Source organism: Flavobacterium sp. GNP002, from assembly GCF_054343795.1.
Genome location: NZ_JBTGUW010000001.1, coordinates 2,195,196 through 2,212,904, shown reverse-complemented (window position 1 = coordinate 2,212,904; position 17,709 = coordinate 2,195,196). Strand labels below are relative to the sequence as shown.

General features: G+C 34.8%; 16 protein-coding genes. 9 read left to right on the top strand and 7 right to left on the bottom strand.

Features of this window, described 5'->3' with window-relative positions; genetic code table 11:
• Window positions 1–96: 96 nt before the first annotated feature.
• Both ACXX80_RS09645 and ACXX80_RS09640 read left to right on the top strand, forming a co-directional pair.
• Window positions 97–990 (top strand): dienelactone hydrolase family protein, encoded by an 894-nt coding sequence (locus tag ACXX80_RS09645; RefSeq protein WP_458553019.1) that lies wholly within the window; start codon window positions 97–99, stop codon window positions 988–990.
• Between the two features lie 204 nt (window positions 991–1,194).
• Window positions 1,195–1,803, top strand: a complete 609-nt coding sequence (locus ACXX80_RS09640) for a YkgJ family cysteine cluster protein (protein ID WP_458553018.1) — start codon at window positions 1,195–1,197, stop codon at window positions 1,801–1,803.
• 62 nt (window positions 1,804–1,865) lie between these two features.
• Here the strand turns inward: ACXX80_RS09640 and carB are convergent, their stop codons facing one another.
• Both carB and rpmH read right to left on the bottom strand, forming a co-directional pair.
• Window positions 1,866–4,721, bottom strand: coding sequence for a carbamoyl-phosphate synthase large subunit (gene carB / locus ACXX80_RS09635; RefSeq protein WP_458553017.1), 2,856 nt, complete (start codon window positions 4,719–4,721; stop codon window positions 1,866–1,868).
• A gap of 157 nt (window positions 4,722–4,878) precedes the next feature.
• Entirely contained in the window at window positions 4,879–5,040 is a 162-nt protein-coding gene (gene rpmH, locus ACXX80_RS09630) for a 50S ribosomal protein L34 (protein WP_007136275.1), read from the bottom strand.
• Between the two features lie 164 nt (window positions 5,041–5,204).
• Between rpmH and ACXX80_RS09625 the strand changes: the two genes are divergently transcribed.
• Window positions 5,205–5,720, top strand: a complete 516-nt coding sequence (locus ACXX80_RS09625) for a DUF2892 domain-containing protein (protein WP_315211501.1) — start codon at window positions 5,205–5,207, stop codon at window positions 5,718–5,720.
• 111 nt (window positions 5,721–5,831) lie between these two features.
• Here ACXX80_RS09625 and ACXX80_RS09620 read toward each other — a convergent pair whose 3' ends face one another.
• Window positions 5,832–6,725, bottom strand: a complete 894-nt coding sequence (locus ACXX80_RS09620; protein ID WP_458553016.1) for a lytic transglycosylase domain-containing protein — start codon at window positions 6,723–6,725, stop codon at window positions 5,832–5,834.
• Window positions 6,726–6,766: 41 nt separating this feature from the next.
• The gene (locus tag ACXX80_RS09615) at window positions 6,767–7,435 is read right to left on the bottom strand and encodes an alpha/beta hydrolase family protein (protein WP_417992060.1); all 669 of its coding nucleotides are present in this window, start codon (window positions 7,433–7,435) and stop codon (window positions 6,767–6,769) included.
• Window positions 7,436–7,548: 113 nt separating this feature from the next.
• Here ACXX80_RS09615 and ACXX80_RS09610 point away from each other — a divergent pair, with 113 nt between their 5' ends.
• Window positions 7,549–8,271 carry a pirin family protein gene (locus ACXX80_RS09610; protein ID WP_458553014.1) on the top strand — a complete coding sequence of 241 codons (723 nt, stop codon included), beginning with the start codon at window positions 7,549–7,551 and terminating at the stop codon, window positions 8,269–8,271.
• Between the two features lie 23 nt (window positions 8,272–8,294).
• Window positions 8,295–8,579 (top strand): GNAT family N-acetyltransferase, encoded by a 285-nt coding sequence (locus ACXX80_RS09605; protein WP_315211576.1) that lies wholly within the window; start codon window positions 8,295–8,297, stop codon window positions 8,577–8,579.
• A gap of 63 nt (window positions 8,580–8,642) precedes the next feature.
• Here ACXX80_RS09605 and ACXX80_RS09600 read toward each other — a convergent pair whose 3' ends face one another.
• From ACXX80_RS09600 to ACXX80_RS09590, 3 genes are all read right to left on the bottom strand, one after another.
• Window positions 8,643–10,277: an ABC-F family ATP-binding cassette domain-containing protein gene (locus ACXX80_RS09600; RefSeq protein WP_458553013.1), complete on the bottom strand. Its 1,635-nt coding sequence runs from the start codon at window positions 10,275–10,277 to the stop codon at window positions 8,643–8,645.
• A 231-nt stretch (window positions 10,278–10,508) separates the two neighbouring features.
• Complete coding sequence (locus tag ACXX80_RS09595) at window positions 10,509–11,684, bottom strand: GlmU family protein (protein WP_458553012.1); 1,176 nt, start codon at window positions 11,682–11,684, stop codon at window positions 10,509–10,511.
• Between the two features lie 162 nt (window positions 11,685–11,846).
• Window positions 11,847–12,098 (bottom strand): type B 50S ribosomal protein L31, encoded by a 252-nt coding sequence (locus tag ACXX80_RS09590; protein WP_039109118.1) that lies wholly within the window; start codon window positions 12,096–12,098, stop codon window positions 11,847–11,849.
• Between the two features lie 240 nt (window positions 12,099–12,338).
• Between ACXX80_RS09590 and ACXX80_RS09585 the strand changes: the two genes are divergently transcribed.
• The 4 genes from ACXX80_RS09585 (at window position 12,339) to ACXX80_RS09570 (ending at window position 17,675) form a co-directional block, all read left to right on the top strand.
• On the top strand, window positions 12,339–12,872 hold the full coding sequence (locus ACXX80_RS09585; protein WP_417966755.1) for a DUF4199 domain-containing protein: 534 nt from the start codon (window positions 12,339–12,341) through the stop codon (window positions 12,870–12,872).
• 6 nt (window positions 12,873–12,878) lie between these two features.
• Complete coding sequence (locus ACXX80_RS09580) at window positions 12,879–13,838, top strand: glycosyltransferase family 2 protein (protein WP_458553010.1); 960 nt, start codon at window positions 12,879–12,881, stop codon at window positions 13,836–13,838.
• 181 nt (window positions 13,839–14,019) lie between these two features.
• Window positions 14,020–15,747: a phospho-sugar mutase gene (locus tag ACXX80_RS09575; RefSeq protein ID WP_458553009.1), complete on the top strand. Its 1,728-nt coding sequence runs from the start codon at window positions 14,020–14,022 to the stop codon at window positions 15,745–15,747.
• An 80-nt stretch (window positions 15,748–15,827) separates the two neighbouring features.
• Window positions 15,828–17,675, top strand: coding sequence for an ABC transporter ATP-binding protein (locus tag ACXX80_RS09570; protein WP_458553008.1), 1,848 nt, complete (start codon window positions 15,828–15,830; stop codon window positions 17,673–17,675).
• Window positions 17,676–17,709: the final 34 nt, after the last annotated feature.

The window sequence follows — 17,709 nt, the reverse complement described above, 5'->3', positions numbered from 1 at the left end:
CTCCTTTTCAAAATTGAAAACTAAAAAAATTGCAATTACCACTAATGCTAAAACAATCGCTTTTTTTACTAAGTTAGTTGAATCAAAATAAATGCTATGAAAAAACTAACCAAAGAAGACATCAGTCAGGAAGTATTTGACTTATACGATGATTACGCCCATAACAAAATAGAAAGAAGACAATTCGTCGAGAAACTATCCTTGTTTGCGGTAGGAACACTTACACTTCCGTCACTTCTTAGCTTTATGACACCCAATTATATTGATTCTATTTTGATAAAACCTGGCGATCCAAGGTTAAAATCAGAATTCATCACTTACGATTCTCCTAAAGGTGGAGGAAAAATTAAAGGGCTTTTATCCCAACCCACAGGAACCAAAAAGAAGTTACCGGGAATCATTGTGGTACATGAAAACCGAGGATTAAATCCCTATATTGAAGATGTAGGACGAAGAGCCGCCGTGGAAGGATTTATCACTTTGGCACCGGATGCTTTATCGCCACTGGGCGGTTATCCCGGAAATGATGATGCAGGAAGAGAATTACAAAAAAAACGTACCCGTGAAGAAATGCTCGAAGACTTCATTGCAGCCTACGAATACCTAAAATCCCACAAAGATTGTAATGGTCGTATTGGTGTGGTAGGATTTTGTTTTGGAGGTTGGATTGCCAATATGATGGTGGTAAAAATTCCAGATTTGTGTGCCGCAGTTCCTTATTACGGCGGACAACCCACAGCAGCAGAAGCCGAAAAAATAAAAACGCCTATCCTAGCGCAATATGCCAGTTTAGACACTCGCGTAAATGAAGGTTGGCCAGCTTTTGAAGCCATTCTTAAAAAGAATAAAGTAGAACATGTTGCTTATTTCTATGAAGGCGTGAATCATGGTTTTCATAATAATACCACACCCAGATACGATGAAAAAGCCGCCACTTTATCGTGGACAAGAACGATAGATTTTTTCAAAGACAAATTGAAGAAGAAATAGTTTCAGAATTTTGATAGTAATAAAGTCCCTTGATTGGGACTTTTTTATTTATCTATTTTTATAAATTATCCCACAAAAAACAATCTCATTATACCAATTCGACTTCATACACTAGTAAACGTAAATTAGTTTCAAAAATATAATCTGCAAGTAAAACGACATTATACCTATAACGGTTTTTAATAGCCTACCTTACAAAAAAAAATGTCTGTAGAGCACAAGGTTCGATTGGTCGAAGAATTATTTGACCGTCTTGAAAATGAAGTTACGGTGTTCCAATCAGAAACTCATTTACAGTGTCGCACCGGTTGTGGCAAGTGTTGTTCTACTCCAGACATCAATGCTTCACCATTGGAGTTTTTACCCTGGGCATTGTATTTATTTTTAAACGGGAAAGCCGAGGATATGTTAGTCGAGTTAAACAACAAATCCGACAGCAATTGCCATTTGTACCGACCACTCACTATTCTTGACAGAAACATGGGAAGTTGTAGCAATTATCGTTATCGTGGATTGATTTGCAGGCTTTTTGGCTATGCTGCCAGTAGAGACAAATATGGCAAACTGCGATTAGCCACTTGCAAAATAATCAAAGAAGGACAACAAGAAAACTACAATACGGCCGAAGAAGCCATTAGCAAAGGACTCTACGTACCCGTTTTTACTGATTATTACATGCAACTTTCACAAATTGATAACAGACTAGCCACTACCATACTTCCCATAAATGAAGCTTTAAAAACTGCCATCGAAGAAGTCTTGCATTATTATGCGTACAGACCGTTTCCGGGCGGCCTCGAAAACATCGCCTAAAACCCAAAATATATCCAATAAAAAAAGCCCCAAACGGGGCTTTTCACTATATAAACTCAAGCTTATTTGCTCAAATACATTTTTCTTCTAGAGTACAATTCGTAGAACTGATCGTCTTTCAAGTCATCAATAAACAAGATGCTTTCTCCTGTTGATTTCATTTCTGGACCTAATGCTTTGTTCACATTTTGGAACTTACTGAAAGAGAAAACCGGTTGTTTAATAGCATATCCTTTCAATTGTGGGTTGAAAGTAAAATCGGTTACTTTATTGTGTCCTAACATCACTTTAGTCGCATAGTTCACATAAGGTTCTCCGTATGCTTTTGCAATAAATGGAACCGTACGAGATGCTCTTGGATTGGCTTCAATGATATAAACCGTATCGTCTTTTATAGCAAACTGAATATTGATTAAACCAACAGTTTTTAAAGCTCTTGCAATTTTTTCTGTATGATCTTTTATTTGCTGCATAACAAATTCACCTAAGTTAAACGGTGGCAAAGTAGCATTACTATCGCCCGAGTGAACTCCGCAAGGTTCGATATGCTCCATAATTCCTATGATATACACATTTCCATCCGCATCACAAATCGCATCCGCTTCCGCTTCGATTGCTCCGGCCAAATAATGGTCTAAAAGCAATTTATTCCCTGGAATTGTTTTCAATAAATTGATAACGTGCTCTTCCAACTCTTTCTTGTTGATTACGATTTTCATTCCCTGACCACCCAACACATAGGAAGGACGAATCAATAATGGAAAGTCTAAAGTATCTGCTAAAGCTGCCGCTTCATCCGCCGTTTCCGCAATCCCGAATTGTGGGAAAGGAATGTTCAATTCCGTTAACAAATCAGAGAAACGACCTCTGTCTTCGGCTAAATCCAAGGCATCAAAACTGGTCCCTATGATTTTTACTCCGTATTTAGACAGTTTTTCGGCTAATTTCAAAGCAGTCTGTCCTCCTAATTGCACGATAACGCCTTCTGGTTTCTCATGTTGGATGATGTCGTAAATATGTTCCCAAAAAACGGGTTCGAAATACAATTTATCAGCCGTATCAAAATCAGTAGAAACCGTTTCTGGATTACAGTTAATCATTATCGTTTCATAACCGCATTCTTTGGCGGCAAGCACCCCGTGAACACAAGAATAATCAAACTCAATTCCTTGTCCAATTCTATTTGGGCCTGACCCAAGAACGATTATTTTCTTTTTGTCTGTTACAACACTTTCGTTGTCAACGTAACGTGTTCCGTCTGCTTTTTCTATTTCGGCCTCAAAAGTCGAATAATAATAAGGTGTTTTAGCTTTAAATTCTGCCGCACAAGTATCCACCAATTTAAACACACGATTGATGTTCATGTCAGTACGCAACGTATGCACTTGGCTTTCCTTGCAACTCATCATATGTGCAATTTGTCTGTCGGCAAACCCTTTTTGTTTGGCTTCAAGCAACAATTCTCTTGGCAAATTGGCTACGGTATATTTAGAAATCTCTTTATCTAAAACATATAATTCTTCGTATTGCTTCAAGAACCACATATCAATTCTGGTAATTTCATGAATACGACTCAATGGAATTCCCATGGCGATAGCATCATAAATAACGAAAACACGATCCCAACTAGCAAAAGTCAATTTCTCTATAATTTGCTCATAATTGGTATATCCTTTTCCATCAGCTCCTAAACCATTTCTTTTGATTTCCAATGATTGTGTGGCTTTGTGCAAGGCTTCTTGGAATGAACGTCCAATTCCCATTACTTCCCCAACCGATTTCATTTGAAGTCCCAACGTTCTGTCAGCTCCTTCAAATTTATCGAAATTCCAACGTGGTATTTTTACAATCACATAATCTAAAGTCGGTTCGAATAAAGCCGAAGTTGATTTTGTAATTTGATTTTGCAATTCATCTAAGTTGTAACCTAAAGCCAGTTTAGAAGCAATTTTTGCAATTGGATAACCAGTTGCTTTCGATGCTAAAGCGGATGAACGAGACACACGAGGGTTGATTTCAATCGCTACGATATCTTCTTTTTCGTCTGGTGAAACAGCAAACTGTACATTACAACCTCCTGCAAAGTTTCCGATACTGCGCATCATCAAAATGGCCATATCACGTAACTTTTGGAAAGTCGTATCTGATAATGTCATTGCTGGTGCAACAGTGATGGAATCTCCAGTATGAATTCCCATTGGATCCATATTTTCGATAGAGCAGATAATAACAACATTGTCGTTTTTATCTCTCAACAATTCCAATTCGTATTCTTTCCAACCGATTAAAGCTTTATCGATCAACACTTCGTGAATAGGTGACATTTCTAATCCGTAAGAAAGTTTTTCGTCAAATTCTTCTTTGGTATGAACGAAAGCTGCTCCAGTTCCACCTAATGTAAACGAAGGACGAATTACTAACGGGAAACCAAATTCTTGTGCAATTTCTTTCCCTTCTAAGAAAGAAGTAGCTGTTTTTGCTGGTGCTGTAGGAACATTTATTTTATGAAGCAATTGTTTAAATTGCTCTCTGTCTTCGGTAATATTAATGGCATTTACATCAACCCCGATTAATCGTACTCCAAAATCTTCCCAAATTCCTTTTTCATCTGCTTCCAGACACAAGTTCAAAGCGGTTTGTCCACCCATTGTAGGTAAAACGGCATCGATTTGAGGGTGTGCTTTAAGGATTTCGATAATTGATTTCGTCGTTAATGGCTTCAAATAAACATGATCGGCCATCGATGGGTCGGTCATAATTGTTGCCGGATTGGAGTTTATCAAAATAACTTCAATTCCTTCTTCACGAATAGAACGGGCAGATTGCGACCCCGCATAATCAAATTCGCACGCTTGACCAATAACAATAGGACCTGAACCTATTATTAAAACTGATTTTATGGATGTATCTCTTGGCATTGTATGGTAGTATTGTGTTGTGTAGTTGTTGTCGTCAAAAGATTAAAGTTACTGAACTCAAACCCTTTAACTGTAAATCTTAAACTTTTTTTAACGAATAGGTATAAAAAAAGGCGATACTAAAAAAAGTAACGCCTTATTTATGTTTATAGAAACATTATTTTTTGTGTCTTGGTTCGCAAGAAACAGTCAATTTATGTCTTCCTTTAGCTCTTCTACGCGCAAGAACTTTTCTTCCATTAGCAGAAGCCATTCTGTCCATAAATCCGTGCTTATTTCTTCTTTTTCTTTTCGATGGTTGAAACGTTCTTTTGCTCATTGCTTTGTATCTTTAAAATCTTATTTATATGTCTTCTTATTTTTGAATAACTGTTATTCTAAAACCGAGTGCAAATATACAAAGACTTTTTTTTCTCACAAGTAGTTTTGTAAAAATATTTTCAATTCATTTTACTATATTTGTGATCTTAAAATAATCACACTATGTTTCACAGAAATATTAAACTTATTATCGCCGGACTAATTATCATTACTGGCATTTGGCAATTTACAGAAAGCAATATCGGTAATGGAATTTTCCTTATATTATTGAGTGCAATTCCTATTTTCCTTTACTTTAAAAACGAATTTATCTTATTAGCTTTCTTAAAACTAAGAAAACAAGATTTTGAAGGGGCAAAAAAATGGCTGGCTTACATCAAAAACCCAGAAACAGCTTTGGTTCAAAAACAACAGGGATACTTTAATTACCTACACGGAATAATGCTTTCGCAAACGAATATCAATCAAGCGGAGAAATATTTCAAGAAAGCAATTGAACTAGGACTATCAATGGATATGGATTTGGCTGTAGCCAAATTAAATTTAGCTGGAGTTGCCATGACACGTCGTCGTAAACTTGAAGCAACTTCCTTATTGAACGAAGCTAAAAAATTAGACAAACAGAATATGTTGAAAGATCAGATTGTCATGATGAAAGAACAAATGAAGAAAATATAATTTTTATAATTATCTAAAAAGGGTCAAATGATACACATTTGACCCTTTTTTTGTCCTAATAAGTCAAACTTATATCTTTCCTTAATTGCCTTACATGGTTCAAGCAATTAGTTAATATCCTTTTAACGGAATTTCGATTTGATATTTTTTACCAGTATCATTCAACAATTTTGTTTCTCTCAACCAAGGATTGTGAATTTTCAAAATCTTATAGTTAATACCTTGCCCTTTTGCAAAATCAGCTAAATCTGTAATAGCACTATCAATTTCAATTTTCTTGGTTGGCAAGATTCCGTACAACTCTTCAGGAGCAATGGTAAAACCATATTTTACGGGATTCTCCATAATCTCTTTCAAGGCTAAAATCCTGAAAACATAGCGAGACGTTTCTTCGGTAAGCAACAAATCATAATAATTAGTCACTTTTTGAATGTCAATTTGTTTATTCACACCTGTCATTCCTCCGTTATAAGAGGCTGCCGCCAAAGTCCAGCTTCCAAATTTTCCTTTGGCACTCAAAAAATAACTGCAGGCCGCCTGAGTTGATTTTTCTAAATCATAGCGCTGATCCACATTTTCATTGACTTCCATTCCGCGCTCTTTGGCCGTTTCCGGCATAAATTGCCAAATTCCTCTTGCTCCTGCTGGCGAAACTACATTTACCAATCCACTTTCTATAACTGCCAGATATTTAAAATCATCCGGAATACCGTTCTTTTTCAAAATAGGCTCGATTATAGGAAAAGCACGATTTGCTCTTTTTATAGCCAAAATAGTGGACGCATGGAGATTTACATTTACCAATAATTCTCTATCAAAACGCTCTTTTACATCTGCTATTTTTAATGGTGTTTCTTCGCCCGCGAAATCCAATTTTACAGGAAAACCACTTGCGATTTCTTTTGTAACCTCTTTTTCTTCTGACGGATTTTTAGCAGCGAAAATAAATACGCTACTCGCAAAAATCACGGAAAGAATTATGGCAACTTTATTTATCAATTTCATCTTTTCTATTTTATGCCTTTCATAACGTTATAAAAGTGCGTTTATTTCTTTTCTGTTCCCAATATAATGGAGGGTAAATTCTCATTCAACCATTTGTACTTGTTCAAAATCATTATATGCGTCCCTCCTTTTACAACGACACAATTCTTGATATATTTTATAGGAAACACATCATCCATATCTCCATGAATGTGAATTACTTTTTCATCAGCAACCGTTCTGTCCCATAAAATCACCTGTTCTACAGCCCAATTCAAATAACGAATATCCCGAACCGAGAGAAATTTCTCGTATAGCTTAAGCCTTTGATTTACTTTTTCGCCAAAAGAAAACTTAGCAAGGCTTTCAATATTTGCAATGAGATTCATAGGGATTAATTTATAGGCTTTGGTAGTTTTAGCAATTTTCATTCTTCTGGGAAATTCCAGATTACTTTTAACGCTTGAAATGATAATAATTTTCCGGGCTTCTACATATTTAGCCATTTCTTGTACCAGAATGCCTCCGAACGAAACTCCAATTAAAACCGGATTCTTATGTTTTATTTTTTCAGTGATCCGCTTGGCATAATCCGTCAAAGATTCATCATTAAGAGGAATTTCCCACTCTAGCAAGATAATTTCAAACATTTCGTCGGGAAGCGCAATCCGCTCAAAAATGGTAGTACTTGCCGCTAATCCTGGCATTAAATAAACGGGGATTTTACTCATAATTGTTTTAACTATTTTATAACAAAATTCAGTCTTTTTATAGCGAATTTTATATAAAATTAATTTTTTTATTCAAACCCTATTCACTTTTTACTTTATATTATCAATAATTTATGACTACACAACTATTTCAATCAAATACAAGAGGCAAGGCCGATTTTGGATGGCTTAAAGCCAATTTCTCTTTTTCTTTCGGGAATTATTTCAATCCAGAACGCGTACAATTTGGAATGTTACGCGTTTTAAATGACGATACGATTGCAGGCGGAACAGGTTTTGGCACACACGGCCATGCCAATATGGAAATCATCACTATTCCACTCGAAGGCGGATTGATGCATAAGGACAGCATGGGAAATGAAGGCGTCATTGGTTTTGGAGAAGTCCAAGTAATGAGTGCCGGAACCGGAGTAGAACATTCTGAAATGAATGCCAGCCAAAAAGATGAAGCAAAAACACTGCAACTATGGGTTTTTCCTGACACCGAAAACGTGACTCCAAGATATGATCAAAAATCATTTGATGTTGAAAATCAAATCAATACCTTTGTAAATATTGTTTCGCCAAAAGACAATAATGACGGAAATGCACTTTGGGTTTACCAAAAAACCTTTTTCCATTTAGGTATTTTCGATAGCAACACCACCATTAAATATGAGGTTAAAATTCCTAAAAATGGTGTTTATTTATTTTTGATTGAAGGCGAAATAGAAGTGAATAATCAAACCTTGAAGGCAAGAGATGCCATGGGAATAAATGATTTTGATCAATTCGAAATTAAAATCAATACCAAATCAAAAATACTTTTGGTAGAGGTACCAATGAATCAGAGTTAATTATTATGGATGCAGCAAGTACTATGGAAATCAAAGACAACACTTTTTCAAGACAATTTGAAACTATAGTAGATCAGGGATTAGTTTCTGTCGAATATTCTTTTCAAGAGAAGAAAATATTTTTAACAAAAATAAATATACCTGAATCTTTTGAAGATGAAGAATTTATTTCAAATTTCCTGAAAAACATTATGGAAATTGCTATTGAAAGAAAATTCAAAGTGGTTCCTATTCTTCCAAAAATAGTGGTGTTTTTCAAAAAGAATCCTATTTACAAAGAGCTACTTCCTCCAGGAATTAGACTATAACAAAAAAAAATCGGCTGTATTTTAGAATACAGCCGATTTTGATTTATAAAGAGTTTAAGAATATTATTTCTCTATTTCTCTCATGCTATCCATTTTCTTGTTGGCTAAGAAACCGGTAATATCTTCAAAATGTTCCACAACTCTTTTGTTTCCAAACTCGAAAACTTTAGTCGCCAATCCATCCAAGAAATCCCTGTCGTGTGAAACTAATATTAAAGTTCCGTCAAAATCACGCAACGCATCTTTGATAATATCTTTGGTTTTCATATCTAAGTGATTCGAAGGTTCATCCAGAATCAATAAATTCACTGGTTCCAACAATAATTTAATCATTGCCAAACGGGTTTTTTCCCCACCGGAAAGTACTTTTACTTTTTTGGTCACATCATCACCCTGAAACATGAATGCACCAAGAATATCTTTGATTTTAGTTCTTACATCGCCAACGGCAATATCATCTATAGTTTCAAAAATAGTGGCATTTTCGTCTAATAAAGAGGCTTGATTTTGGGCAAAATAACCAATTTGCGCATTATGACCAATCTCTAAACTACCGCCATCAATACCAATTTCTTTCATAATGGCTTTGATCATCGTCGATTTCCCTTCCCCATTTTTCCCTACGAAAGCTACTTTTTCCCCTCTTTCAATAACGATATTAGCATCTTTGAAAACCACATGATCTCCGTATGATTTAGACAATTCTTTAACAATTACAGGATATTGTCCTGAACGGGCAGCAGGCGGAAATTTTAATTTCAAAGCCGAAGTATCAACCTCATCAACCTGAACAATCACCAGTTTCTCTAACATTTTAACACGGGATTGAACGGCATCCGTTTTAGAAAATGTCCCCTTAAAACGATCGATAAAAGTTCTATTGTCAGCAATCATACGTTGTTGCTCGTCATACGCTTTTTGCTGATGCACACGTCTGTCTTTTCTAAGTTCCAGATAATGCGAATATTTGGCTTTATAATCATAAATACGCCCCATTGTAACTTCGATGGTACGATTCGTAATATTATCGACAAAAGCTCTATCGTGAGAAATTACCACAACGGCTTTGGCCGAATTAATCAAGAAATCCTCTAACCATTGAATACTTTCAATATCCATGTGATTGGTAGGCTCATCCAGTAAAATTAAGTCTGGTTTTTGCAAAAGGATTTTGGCAAGCTCGATTCGCATTCTCCATCCACCAGAAAACTCGGAAGTTTGACGGCTAAAATCTTCCCGAACGAATCCCAAACCGATTAGAATTTTCTCAACTTCGGCTTCATAATTTATTTCTTCGATTGCATAAAATTTCTCGCTTAAGTCTGAAACTCTTTCGATTAATTTCATGTACGCATCACTTTCATAATCAGTACGAATCGTCAATTGCTCATTGATTTCATCAATCTCCGCTTTCATTGCAAAAACTTCTCCAAAAGCTTTAGAAGTTTCTTCCATCACCGTAGCACCATCTGTTGTTAATAAATGCTGAGGCAAATAGGCTACAACAGCATCTTTTGGTGCCGAAATATTACCTGTTGAAGGTTTGCTTTGACCTGCAATAATTTTAAGCAGCGTCGATTTTCCTGCTCCATTTTTACCCATAAGGGCAATTTTATCATTTTCATTTATGGCAAAAGAAACATCACTAAAAAGTGTCGTACCACCAAATTGTACGGAAATATCGTTAACTGTAATCATTATTTTTGTTTAAAGTTTAATGTTCAAAAGTTTAAAGTTGTCATCATCCAATTAAACCTTTTTTTTGAAGGTGCAAAGATAGTTTAAATACATAATTAGACAATTTGCAGATTAGAAAGTTTTTAGGAATCTATAAAACTAAAATTGTCATTTCAACAAAGGCGAAATTTATCCTTTATCGAAATGACAAAATGGTGTAGATTGCTCAGATAATAATTTTAAATCTTACTACTATTCTTTTCTCCACTTTTTTGATTCTTCAAAAACATGTTCTAAAATTGCAGCTTCTCTTTCATCAAAATCTACGTTTCTGCGACTCATTACTAATCGAGCCGTTTCAAAAGCTTTTTTGGTAACATAAGTGGTAAAACCAGAAGCACCACCCCAAGAAAAGCTAGGCACAAAATTGCGAGGAAATCCACTACCAAAAATATTAGCACTCACCCCTACTACTGTTCCCGTATTGAACATAGTGTTAATGCCGCATTTACTGTGATCTCCCATCATCAATCCGCAAAACTGAAGACCGGTTTTAGCAAAACCTTCGGTTTCATAACTCCACAATTTTACTTCTTCATAATTGTTTTTCAAATTCGAATTGTTACTGTCGGCACCTATATTACACCATTCGCCAAGAACAGAATCTCCTAAAAATCCATCATGTCCTTTATTTGAATATGCAAAAAGCACTACGTTTTTCACTTCACCACCAATTCTGGAATAAGGACCAACTGTTGTAGCACCATATACTTTTGAAGCCATTTTTACTTGTGCATTTTCACACAAGGCAAAAGGGCCTCTGATGACAGATCCTTCCATAATTTCAGAATCCTTACCTATATATATAGGACCTGCAGAAGCATTTAAAGTCACAAACTCTAACTTTGCTCCTTCTTCGATAAATATATTTTCCGGCGCAATTACGTTAACGCTTTTTGGAATAGGCTGAGATCTTCGGTCTTCTGTTAAGATTTCGAAATCTTCCCGAATGGCTGCATGATTTTTAGAGAAAATATCCCAAGTATTTTGAACCGTTAAACAATCCTCATTGTACTCTAAAATTTCATAAGAATCAAAATCTACTTCTTCTTGTTCTTCCGAAGTATAAAAAGCAATTACTTCATCGCCTCTAAAAATTGCCTGATTGGATTCCAGATTACTAACCATTTCGACCAAAATAGCGTTAGGCAGAAAAGAAGCATTAATCATTACGTTCTCTTCTAATTCTACCATTGGATATTTTTCTGACAAATACTCCTCTGTCAACGTAGTTGTAGTAGAACCCAGATGCATTTCCCATTTTTGACGAATGGTCATAATTCCAATAAGAATATCGGCAACAGGACGGGTGAATGTAAAAGGTAACAAGGCATTTCTGGAAGGTCCGTCAAAAAGTATGTAATTCATAAAATTGTTTATTTGTTGATTCAGTTAGTTATTGAATAAAAATTAGTTCAAACAACTTCCCTTTTTATATTATTGACTTCAAAGTTACAAAGTTTTCAAATAAATAAAATAAAAAAGCCCTCCAAAAAGGAAGGCTTTGATATATTTGAAAACAAGTTAAAATTATTTAACGTGTTTAGCGTATTTAGTTTTGAATTTATCAATACGACCTGCAGTATCAATAAGTTTGGATTTACCTGTGTAAAAAGGGTGAGAAGTTCTAGAGATCTCCATTTTTACAACTGGGTATTCAACACCGTCAACTGTTAATGTTTCTCTTGTATCTGCAGTAGATTTAGTGATAAAAACTTCGTCATTTGACATGTCTTTAAATGCAACTAATCTGTAATTTTCTGGGTGAATTCCTTTTTTCATCTTGTTAATCTTTTTTATTTGTTAATTATAATTTGTCTTGAAGCTTTTCTTCTAACAGAAAAGGTATAAACTCCTTATAACTTTTTGTTTTACAATATTATTTTGAGTTTGCAAATTTACAATTATTTTCCAATAAACAAATCTTTGTATCACTTTTTTTATATAATCGTAAAAAGCAATTTTTAGCTCCGAATATATTGGGAATTGTTATATTTGTGGACTAATTCTAAAACAATCAAAATGATTAACGAAATTATTAAAAAGAATGGAATAACCTTTGGTGTTGTTAGTGGCATTATTTCTTGCTTAATAACCGCTACTATCTATGCTATTGATTTAAATTTGTTTCTTAAACCTTGGATTTTTGTAATTGTAATCGTTTCTTCACTTATTCTTTCAATTTTACTACTTTCTAAAACAAAAAAAGAAATTCAAACAGATTTTTCATTCAAAGAAGCTTTTACAACTTATTTCATTTATGCAGTTGTCGGCCTTTTGATTGCAACAGTTTTCAATGTGGTATTATGGAATTTTATCGATCCTTCGGCAAAAGAATCTTTGGAAGAACTCACAATAAAATATACTGTCAATATGATGCAAAAATTTAACGCACCTTCCTCAGCAATAAACGATGCAATTAAAGGCATGAAAGAAAATAGCCCATATGATATTGCTGCACAGTTGAAAGGCTTTTTTACTAATCTTGTATTTAGTTCCATCTTTGGTCTTGTTATGGCCGCATTTTTCAAAACTAGAAGATCTTCTCAAGAATAAAAATTAATGAATTTATCTATACTCATACCGCTTCTTAATGAAGAGGAATCACTTAATGAACTCTATAACTGGATTATCAAAGTGATGAAATCTCATAATTATACGTACGAAATCATTTTTTTGGATGATGGTAGTACAGATAATTCATGGACTATTATCGAAGGATTTGCACAAGAGAACCCTAATGTAAAAGGGGTTCGTTTTATGAAAAATTTCGGAAAATCACAAGCGTTGCATGCTGGTTTTGCAAAAGCAAAAGGCGATGTCATTATTACTATGGATGCTGACTTGCAAGACAGTCCAGAGGAAATTCCAGGTTTATACGACATGATTACCAACGGAAAATATGATTTAGTTTCCGGATGGAAAAAGAAACGCTACGACTCCGTGGTGGCAAAAAACTTGCCTTCTAAATTGTTTAATTGGGCGGCGAGAAAAACATCTGGAGTGGAATTGAATGATTTCAATTGCGGATTGAAAGCCTACAAAAATATTGTGGTGAAAAACATTGAAGTATCAGGTGAAATGCACCGATACATTCCAGTTTTGGCAAAAAATGCCGGTTTTGGAAAAATTGGCGAAAAAGTAGTACAACATCAAGCCAGAAAATATGGTGAAACTAAATTTGGAATGGAACGTTTCATAAATGGTTTCCTGGATTTAATTACCATTTGGTTTCTATCAAGATTTGGAAAAAGACCGATGCATTTATTTGGTGCCATGGGATCGTTAATGTTCATCATTGGTTTTATGCTTGCCGGATACATTGGTATTTCAAAACTATACCATATGTATAATGACATGCGTTATAGTCTGGTTACAAATAACCCTTGGTTTTATATTGCACTTACGACAATGGTTTTGGGAACACAATTATTTTTGGCTGGATTTCTAGGCGAAATAATTTTGCGAACAAAAAACAATGAAGAGCGTTATAAAGTATCAAGCGAGGTTAATTTTTTATAAATTTATGTAAACGAAAAAATTCTCGTTTGCACAATACCTAGCCCTGATAATAGCGGCATCCTTTTTCTTTTTTTTCTTTAAAAAAAGAAAAAGATACAGCGGATAGCAGGATATAGCTCCTAAAACAAAACAACTAGATTTAAATTTTAATTACAAATTTAGAAACTAAAAAACATATAGAATGGACATCAAACAAAACATTTTGGACGCAGTAAATGAGTGGCTTACGCCAACATTTGACACCGCTACTCAGGAAGCTATCAAGGAATTAATGACTACATCCCCTAAAGAACTGGAAGAGAGTTTTTATAAAAATCTTGAATTTGGAACCGGTGGAATGCGCGGAGTTATGGGTGTAGGAAACAATCGTATCAATAAATATACGCTTGGGAAAAGTACACAAGGTCTTTCGGATTACTTGCATACTGCATTTCCTAATCAACCTTTGAAAGCCGTTATTGCTTATGATTGTCGCCATAATAGTGATACGTTGGCCAAATTAGTTGCTGATGTTTTCTCGGCTAACGGTATTGAAGTGTATTTGTTTTCGGAATTGAGACCTACTCCGGAATTGTCATTTGCAGTGAAACATTTGGGTTGTCAGTGCGGAATCGTTCTTACGGCATCTCACAATCCACCAGAATACAACGGGTACAAAGTATACTGGCAAGATGGTGGACAAATTGTACCGCCGGAAGATGAGGGAATCATAAATGTTATTGAGAATTTAAATTACAATCAAATCAAGTTTACTGCCAATGAGGATTTGATACATTATATAGATACGGAAGTTGATGAAGCTTTTATCAAATCGACTATCGAAAATGCGAGTTTTGGAACTTCGGCTGAAGCCAAAGAAAATCTGAACATCGTTTTTACCTCTTTGCACGGAACCTCTATAAAATTAGTTCCTGATACCTTATCGCAAGCGGGTTATCCTAACGTGAATATTGTTGAAGAACAAAGAGTGCCAAATGGTGATTTCCCAACTGTTAAATCTCCAAATCCAGAAGAGCCGGAAGCATTGACAATGGCATTGGCATTGGCAGACAAAACGAATTCGGATATTGTAATTGGGACTGACCCAGATTGTGACCGTTTAGGAATTGCCGTTAGAAACAACGAAGGCAAAATGACGCTGCTTAATGGAAATCAAACGATGATTTTGATGACTGCATTTTTATTGGAACAATGGAAAAAAGCGGGTAAAATCAATGGTAAACAATTTGTGGGTTCTACAATTGTTTCTACTCCTATGATGATGGAATTAGCGACAAACTACGGTGTAGAATGTAAAGTTGGTTTGACTGGTTTTAAATGGATTGCTAAGATGATTAAGGATTTCCCTGAGTTAGAATTCATTGGTGGTGGTGAAGAAAGTTTTGGTTATATGGTAGGCGATGCCGTACGTGATAAAGATGCTGTTGCAGCTACTTTATTGATTTGCGAAGTTGCGGCTCAAGCCAAAGCTAAAGGAAGCACGGTTTACAAAGAATTACTACAACTGTATGTTGATAACGGTTTTTACAAAGAATACTTAGTTTCATTAACTAAAAAAGGGATGGATGGTTTACAGGAAATTAATCAGATGATGATTGATTTACGTGAAAATCCACTGAAAGAAATCAACGGACAGCGAGTTGTTATGGTGGAGGATTACCAATCTTCAATAGCAAAAAACTTGCTTACTGATGAAGAAACCAAAATGGAAATCCCAAAATCGAATGTGTTGATTTATTACACCGAAGATGGTTCTAAAATTTGCGCCAGACCAAGTGGAACGGAACCTAAAATAAAATTCTATATCAGTGTAAATACTGAATTGGATTCAGTAGCAGATTTCAATGAAGTAGAAAGCATTTTGGACAATAAAATAAAAAATATTATTAGTTCAATGCAATTGAATTAATAAAAAAACAAAATTGATTTTTCAGACAGACCCGATAAGTGGAGAACTTATCGGGTCTTGATGATAAAAAAACAAATTAAATGGACGCAAATTTCAAAAAAATTATTCCTTTCACAAACCCATATCGTTCTCATGTGGTTTGGAACGTAATATTCAATATTTTTTACGCACTCTTTAGCACCTTGTCTTTTATAGCATTAATCCCAATGATGGATGTCCTTTTTGGTACTACTGAAAAAATCAATAAAAAACCTGTTTTAGAGTCAATTTTTGACATCATCAAATTTTCTAAAGAGTACTTATATTACAATATCACATTACTAACTGACAAGAATGGTCCTGAATTTGCCTTACTGTTAGTCATTGCCATAGTGAGTATAACTTTCCTATTAAAAAATTTATTTAATTACCTAGCATCCAATCATTTGATGCATCTAAAAAATGGCGTATTAAAGGATTTAAGAAATTCAATGTACCACAAAATCATCAACTTACCTGTTTCCTACTATTCTGAAAAAAGAAAAGGTGATATTATGGCTCGCATGTTAGGTGATGTAAATGAGGTTCAAAATTCTTTTTTTTCTATCCTAGAATTGATTGTTAAGGAGCCAATGACCATCGTATTCACGCTTATTGGTATGATTGCAATAAGTTTCAAGTTAACCTTGTTTGTCTTTATTTTTATCCCTCTTTCAGGGCTATTAATATCCAAAATTGGTAAATCACTGCGTAGCAAATCCGAAAGAGTACAATATGAAAACGGCTATCTAATTTCAATTGTAGAAGAATCTTTATCTGGACTAAAGGTTGTTAAGAGTTACAATGCCGAATCAAATTTTAAACAAAAATTTAATGATTCAGTTACCCGAGTTTTAAAATTATCTAACAGCATAGGTAAAAAAAATAACTTGGCTACGCCATTGAGTGAGTTCTTAGGGATTATTACTATTTGCATATTGCTTTGGTTTGGTGGAAAAATGGTACTTGTTGACAAATTACCTGATGGAAAAGCTTTACTTGATGGAGCTAAATTCCTAGCTTACATGGGTCTTGCCTATAACATCTTAACTCCTGCCAAAGCCATTTCTAAAGCTTCTTATTCGGTAAAAAATGGACTAGCGGCAGCCCAACGTGTTTTTGAAGTTTTAGAAGTAAAAAATGAGATCACAGACAGCGAAAATGCGATTAAAAAATTAACTTTTGAAGACAGCATAGTAATTAAAAATATTAATTTCAGATACGAAGACGAGAACGTTTTAAAAGACTTTTCGCTTCAAGTTAAAAAAGGACAAACCGTTGCTCTTGTAGGACAATCCGGTAGTGGGAAAAGTACGATTGCTAATTTATTGACCCGTTTTTATGATGTAAATGAAGGAACAATCGCTATTGATGGAATTGACATCAAGGACATGAACCTACACTCTCTTCGTGATTTAATGGGATTAGTTACCCAAGATAGTATTTTGTTTAACGATACCATAAAAGCTAATATCTCTCTTGGAAAATTAGACGCAACAGATGATGAAATTATCGAAGCGTTGAAAATTGCCAATGCTTATGAATTTGTAAAAGACTTGCCACTGGGAATTCATACAAATATTGGCGACAGCGGAAACAAACTTTCTGGTGGACAAAAACAACGTTTATCGATTGCCAGAGCAGTTTTAAAAAATCCTCCAATTATGATTCTGGATGAAGCCACTTCAGCATTGGATACAGAAAGTGAAAAATTCGTTCAAGTAGCACTGGAAAACATGATGCAAAACAGAACCTCAATAGTAATTGCCCACCGTCTTTCTACGATTCAAAAAGCAGATTTGATTGTGGTGATGCAAAAAGGAAAAATTGTTGAGCAGGGAAAACATGAGGAACTAATTGCTATGAATGGCACATATAACAAATTAGTCACCATGCAGTCTTTCGAGTAAGTTGCCTTAAAATACACTTCAGGCACTTAAATTT

What these genes read in the sequence shown, in the direction of transcription:
- ACXX80_RS09645 (WP_458553019.1), top strand. Translation starts at nt 97, where the DNA reads ATGAAAAAACTAACCAAAGAAGACATCAGTCAGGAAGTATTTGACTTA.
- ACXX80_RS09625 (WP_315211501.1), top strand. Translation starts at nt 5,205, where the DNA reads ATGTTTCACAGAAATATTAAACTTATTATCGCCGGACTAATTATCATT.
- ACXX80_RS09620 (WP_458553016.1), bottom strand. Translation starts at nt 6,725, where the DNA reads ATGAAATTGATAAATAAAGTTGCCATAATTCTTTCCGTGATTTTTGCG.
- ACXX80_RS09570 (WP_458553008.1), top strand. Translation starts at nt 15,828, where the DNA reads ATGGACGCAAATTTCAAAAAAATTATTCCTTTCACAAACCCATATCGT.
- ACXX80_RS09585 (WP_417966755.1), top strand. Translation starts at nt 12,339, where the DNA reads ATGATTAACGAAATTATTAAAAAGAATGGAATAACCTTTGGTGTTGTT.
- rpmH (WP_007136275.1), bottom strand. Translation starts at nt 5,040, where the DNA reads ATGAGCAAAAGAACGTTTCAACCATCGAAAAGAAAAAGAAGAAATAAG.
- ACXX80_RS09580 (WP_458553010.1), top strand. Translation starts at nt 12,879, where the DNA reads ATGAATTTATCTATACTCATACCGCTTCTTAATGAAGAGGAATCACTT.
- ACXX80_RS09595 (WP_458553012.1), bottom strand. Translation starts at nt 11,684, where the DNA reads ATGAATTACATACTTTTTGACGGACCTTCCAGAAATGCCTTGTTACCT.
- carB (WP_458553017.1), bottom strand. Translation starts at nt 4,721, where the DNA reads ATGCCAAGAGATACATCCATAAAATCAGTTTTAATAATAGGTTCAGGT.
- ACXX80_RS09610 (WP_458553014.1), top strand. Translation starts at nt 7,549, where the DNA reads ATGACTACACAACTATTTCAATCAAATACAAGAGGCAAGGCCGATTTT.
- ACXX80_RS09575 (WP_458553009.1), top strand. Translation starts at nt 14,020, where the DNA reads ATGGACATCAAACAAAACATTTTGGACGCAGTAAATGAGTGGCTTACG.
- ACXX80_RS09615 (WP_417992060.1), bottom strand. Translation starts at nt 7,435, where the DNA reads ATGAGTAAAATCCCCGTTTATTTAATGCCAGGATTAGCGGCAAGTACT.
- ACXX80_RS09600 (WP_458553013.1), bottom strand. Translation starts at nt 10,277, where the DNA reads ATGATTACAGTTAACGATATTTCCGTACAATTTGGTGGTACGACACTT.
- ACXX80_RS09605 (WP_315211576.1), top strand. Translation starts at nt 8,295, where the DNA reads ATGGAAATCAAAGACAACACTTTTTCAAGACAATTTGAAACTATAGTA.
- ACXX80_RS09640 (WP_458553018.1), top strand. Translation starts at nt 1,195, where the DNA reads ATGTCTGTAGAGCACAAGGTTCGATTGGTCGAAGAATTATTTGACCGT.
- ACXX80_RS09590 (WP_039109118.1), bottom strand. Translation starts at nt 12,098, where the DNA reads ATGAAAAAAGGAATTCACCCAGAAAATTACAGATTAGTTGCATTTAAA.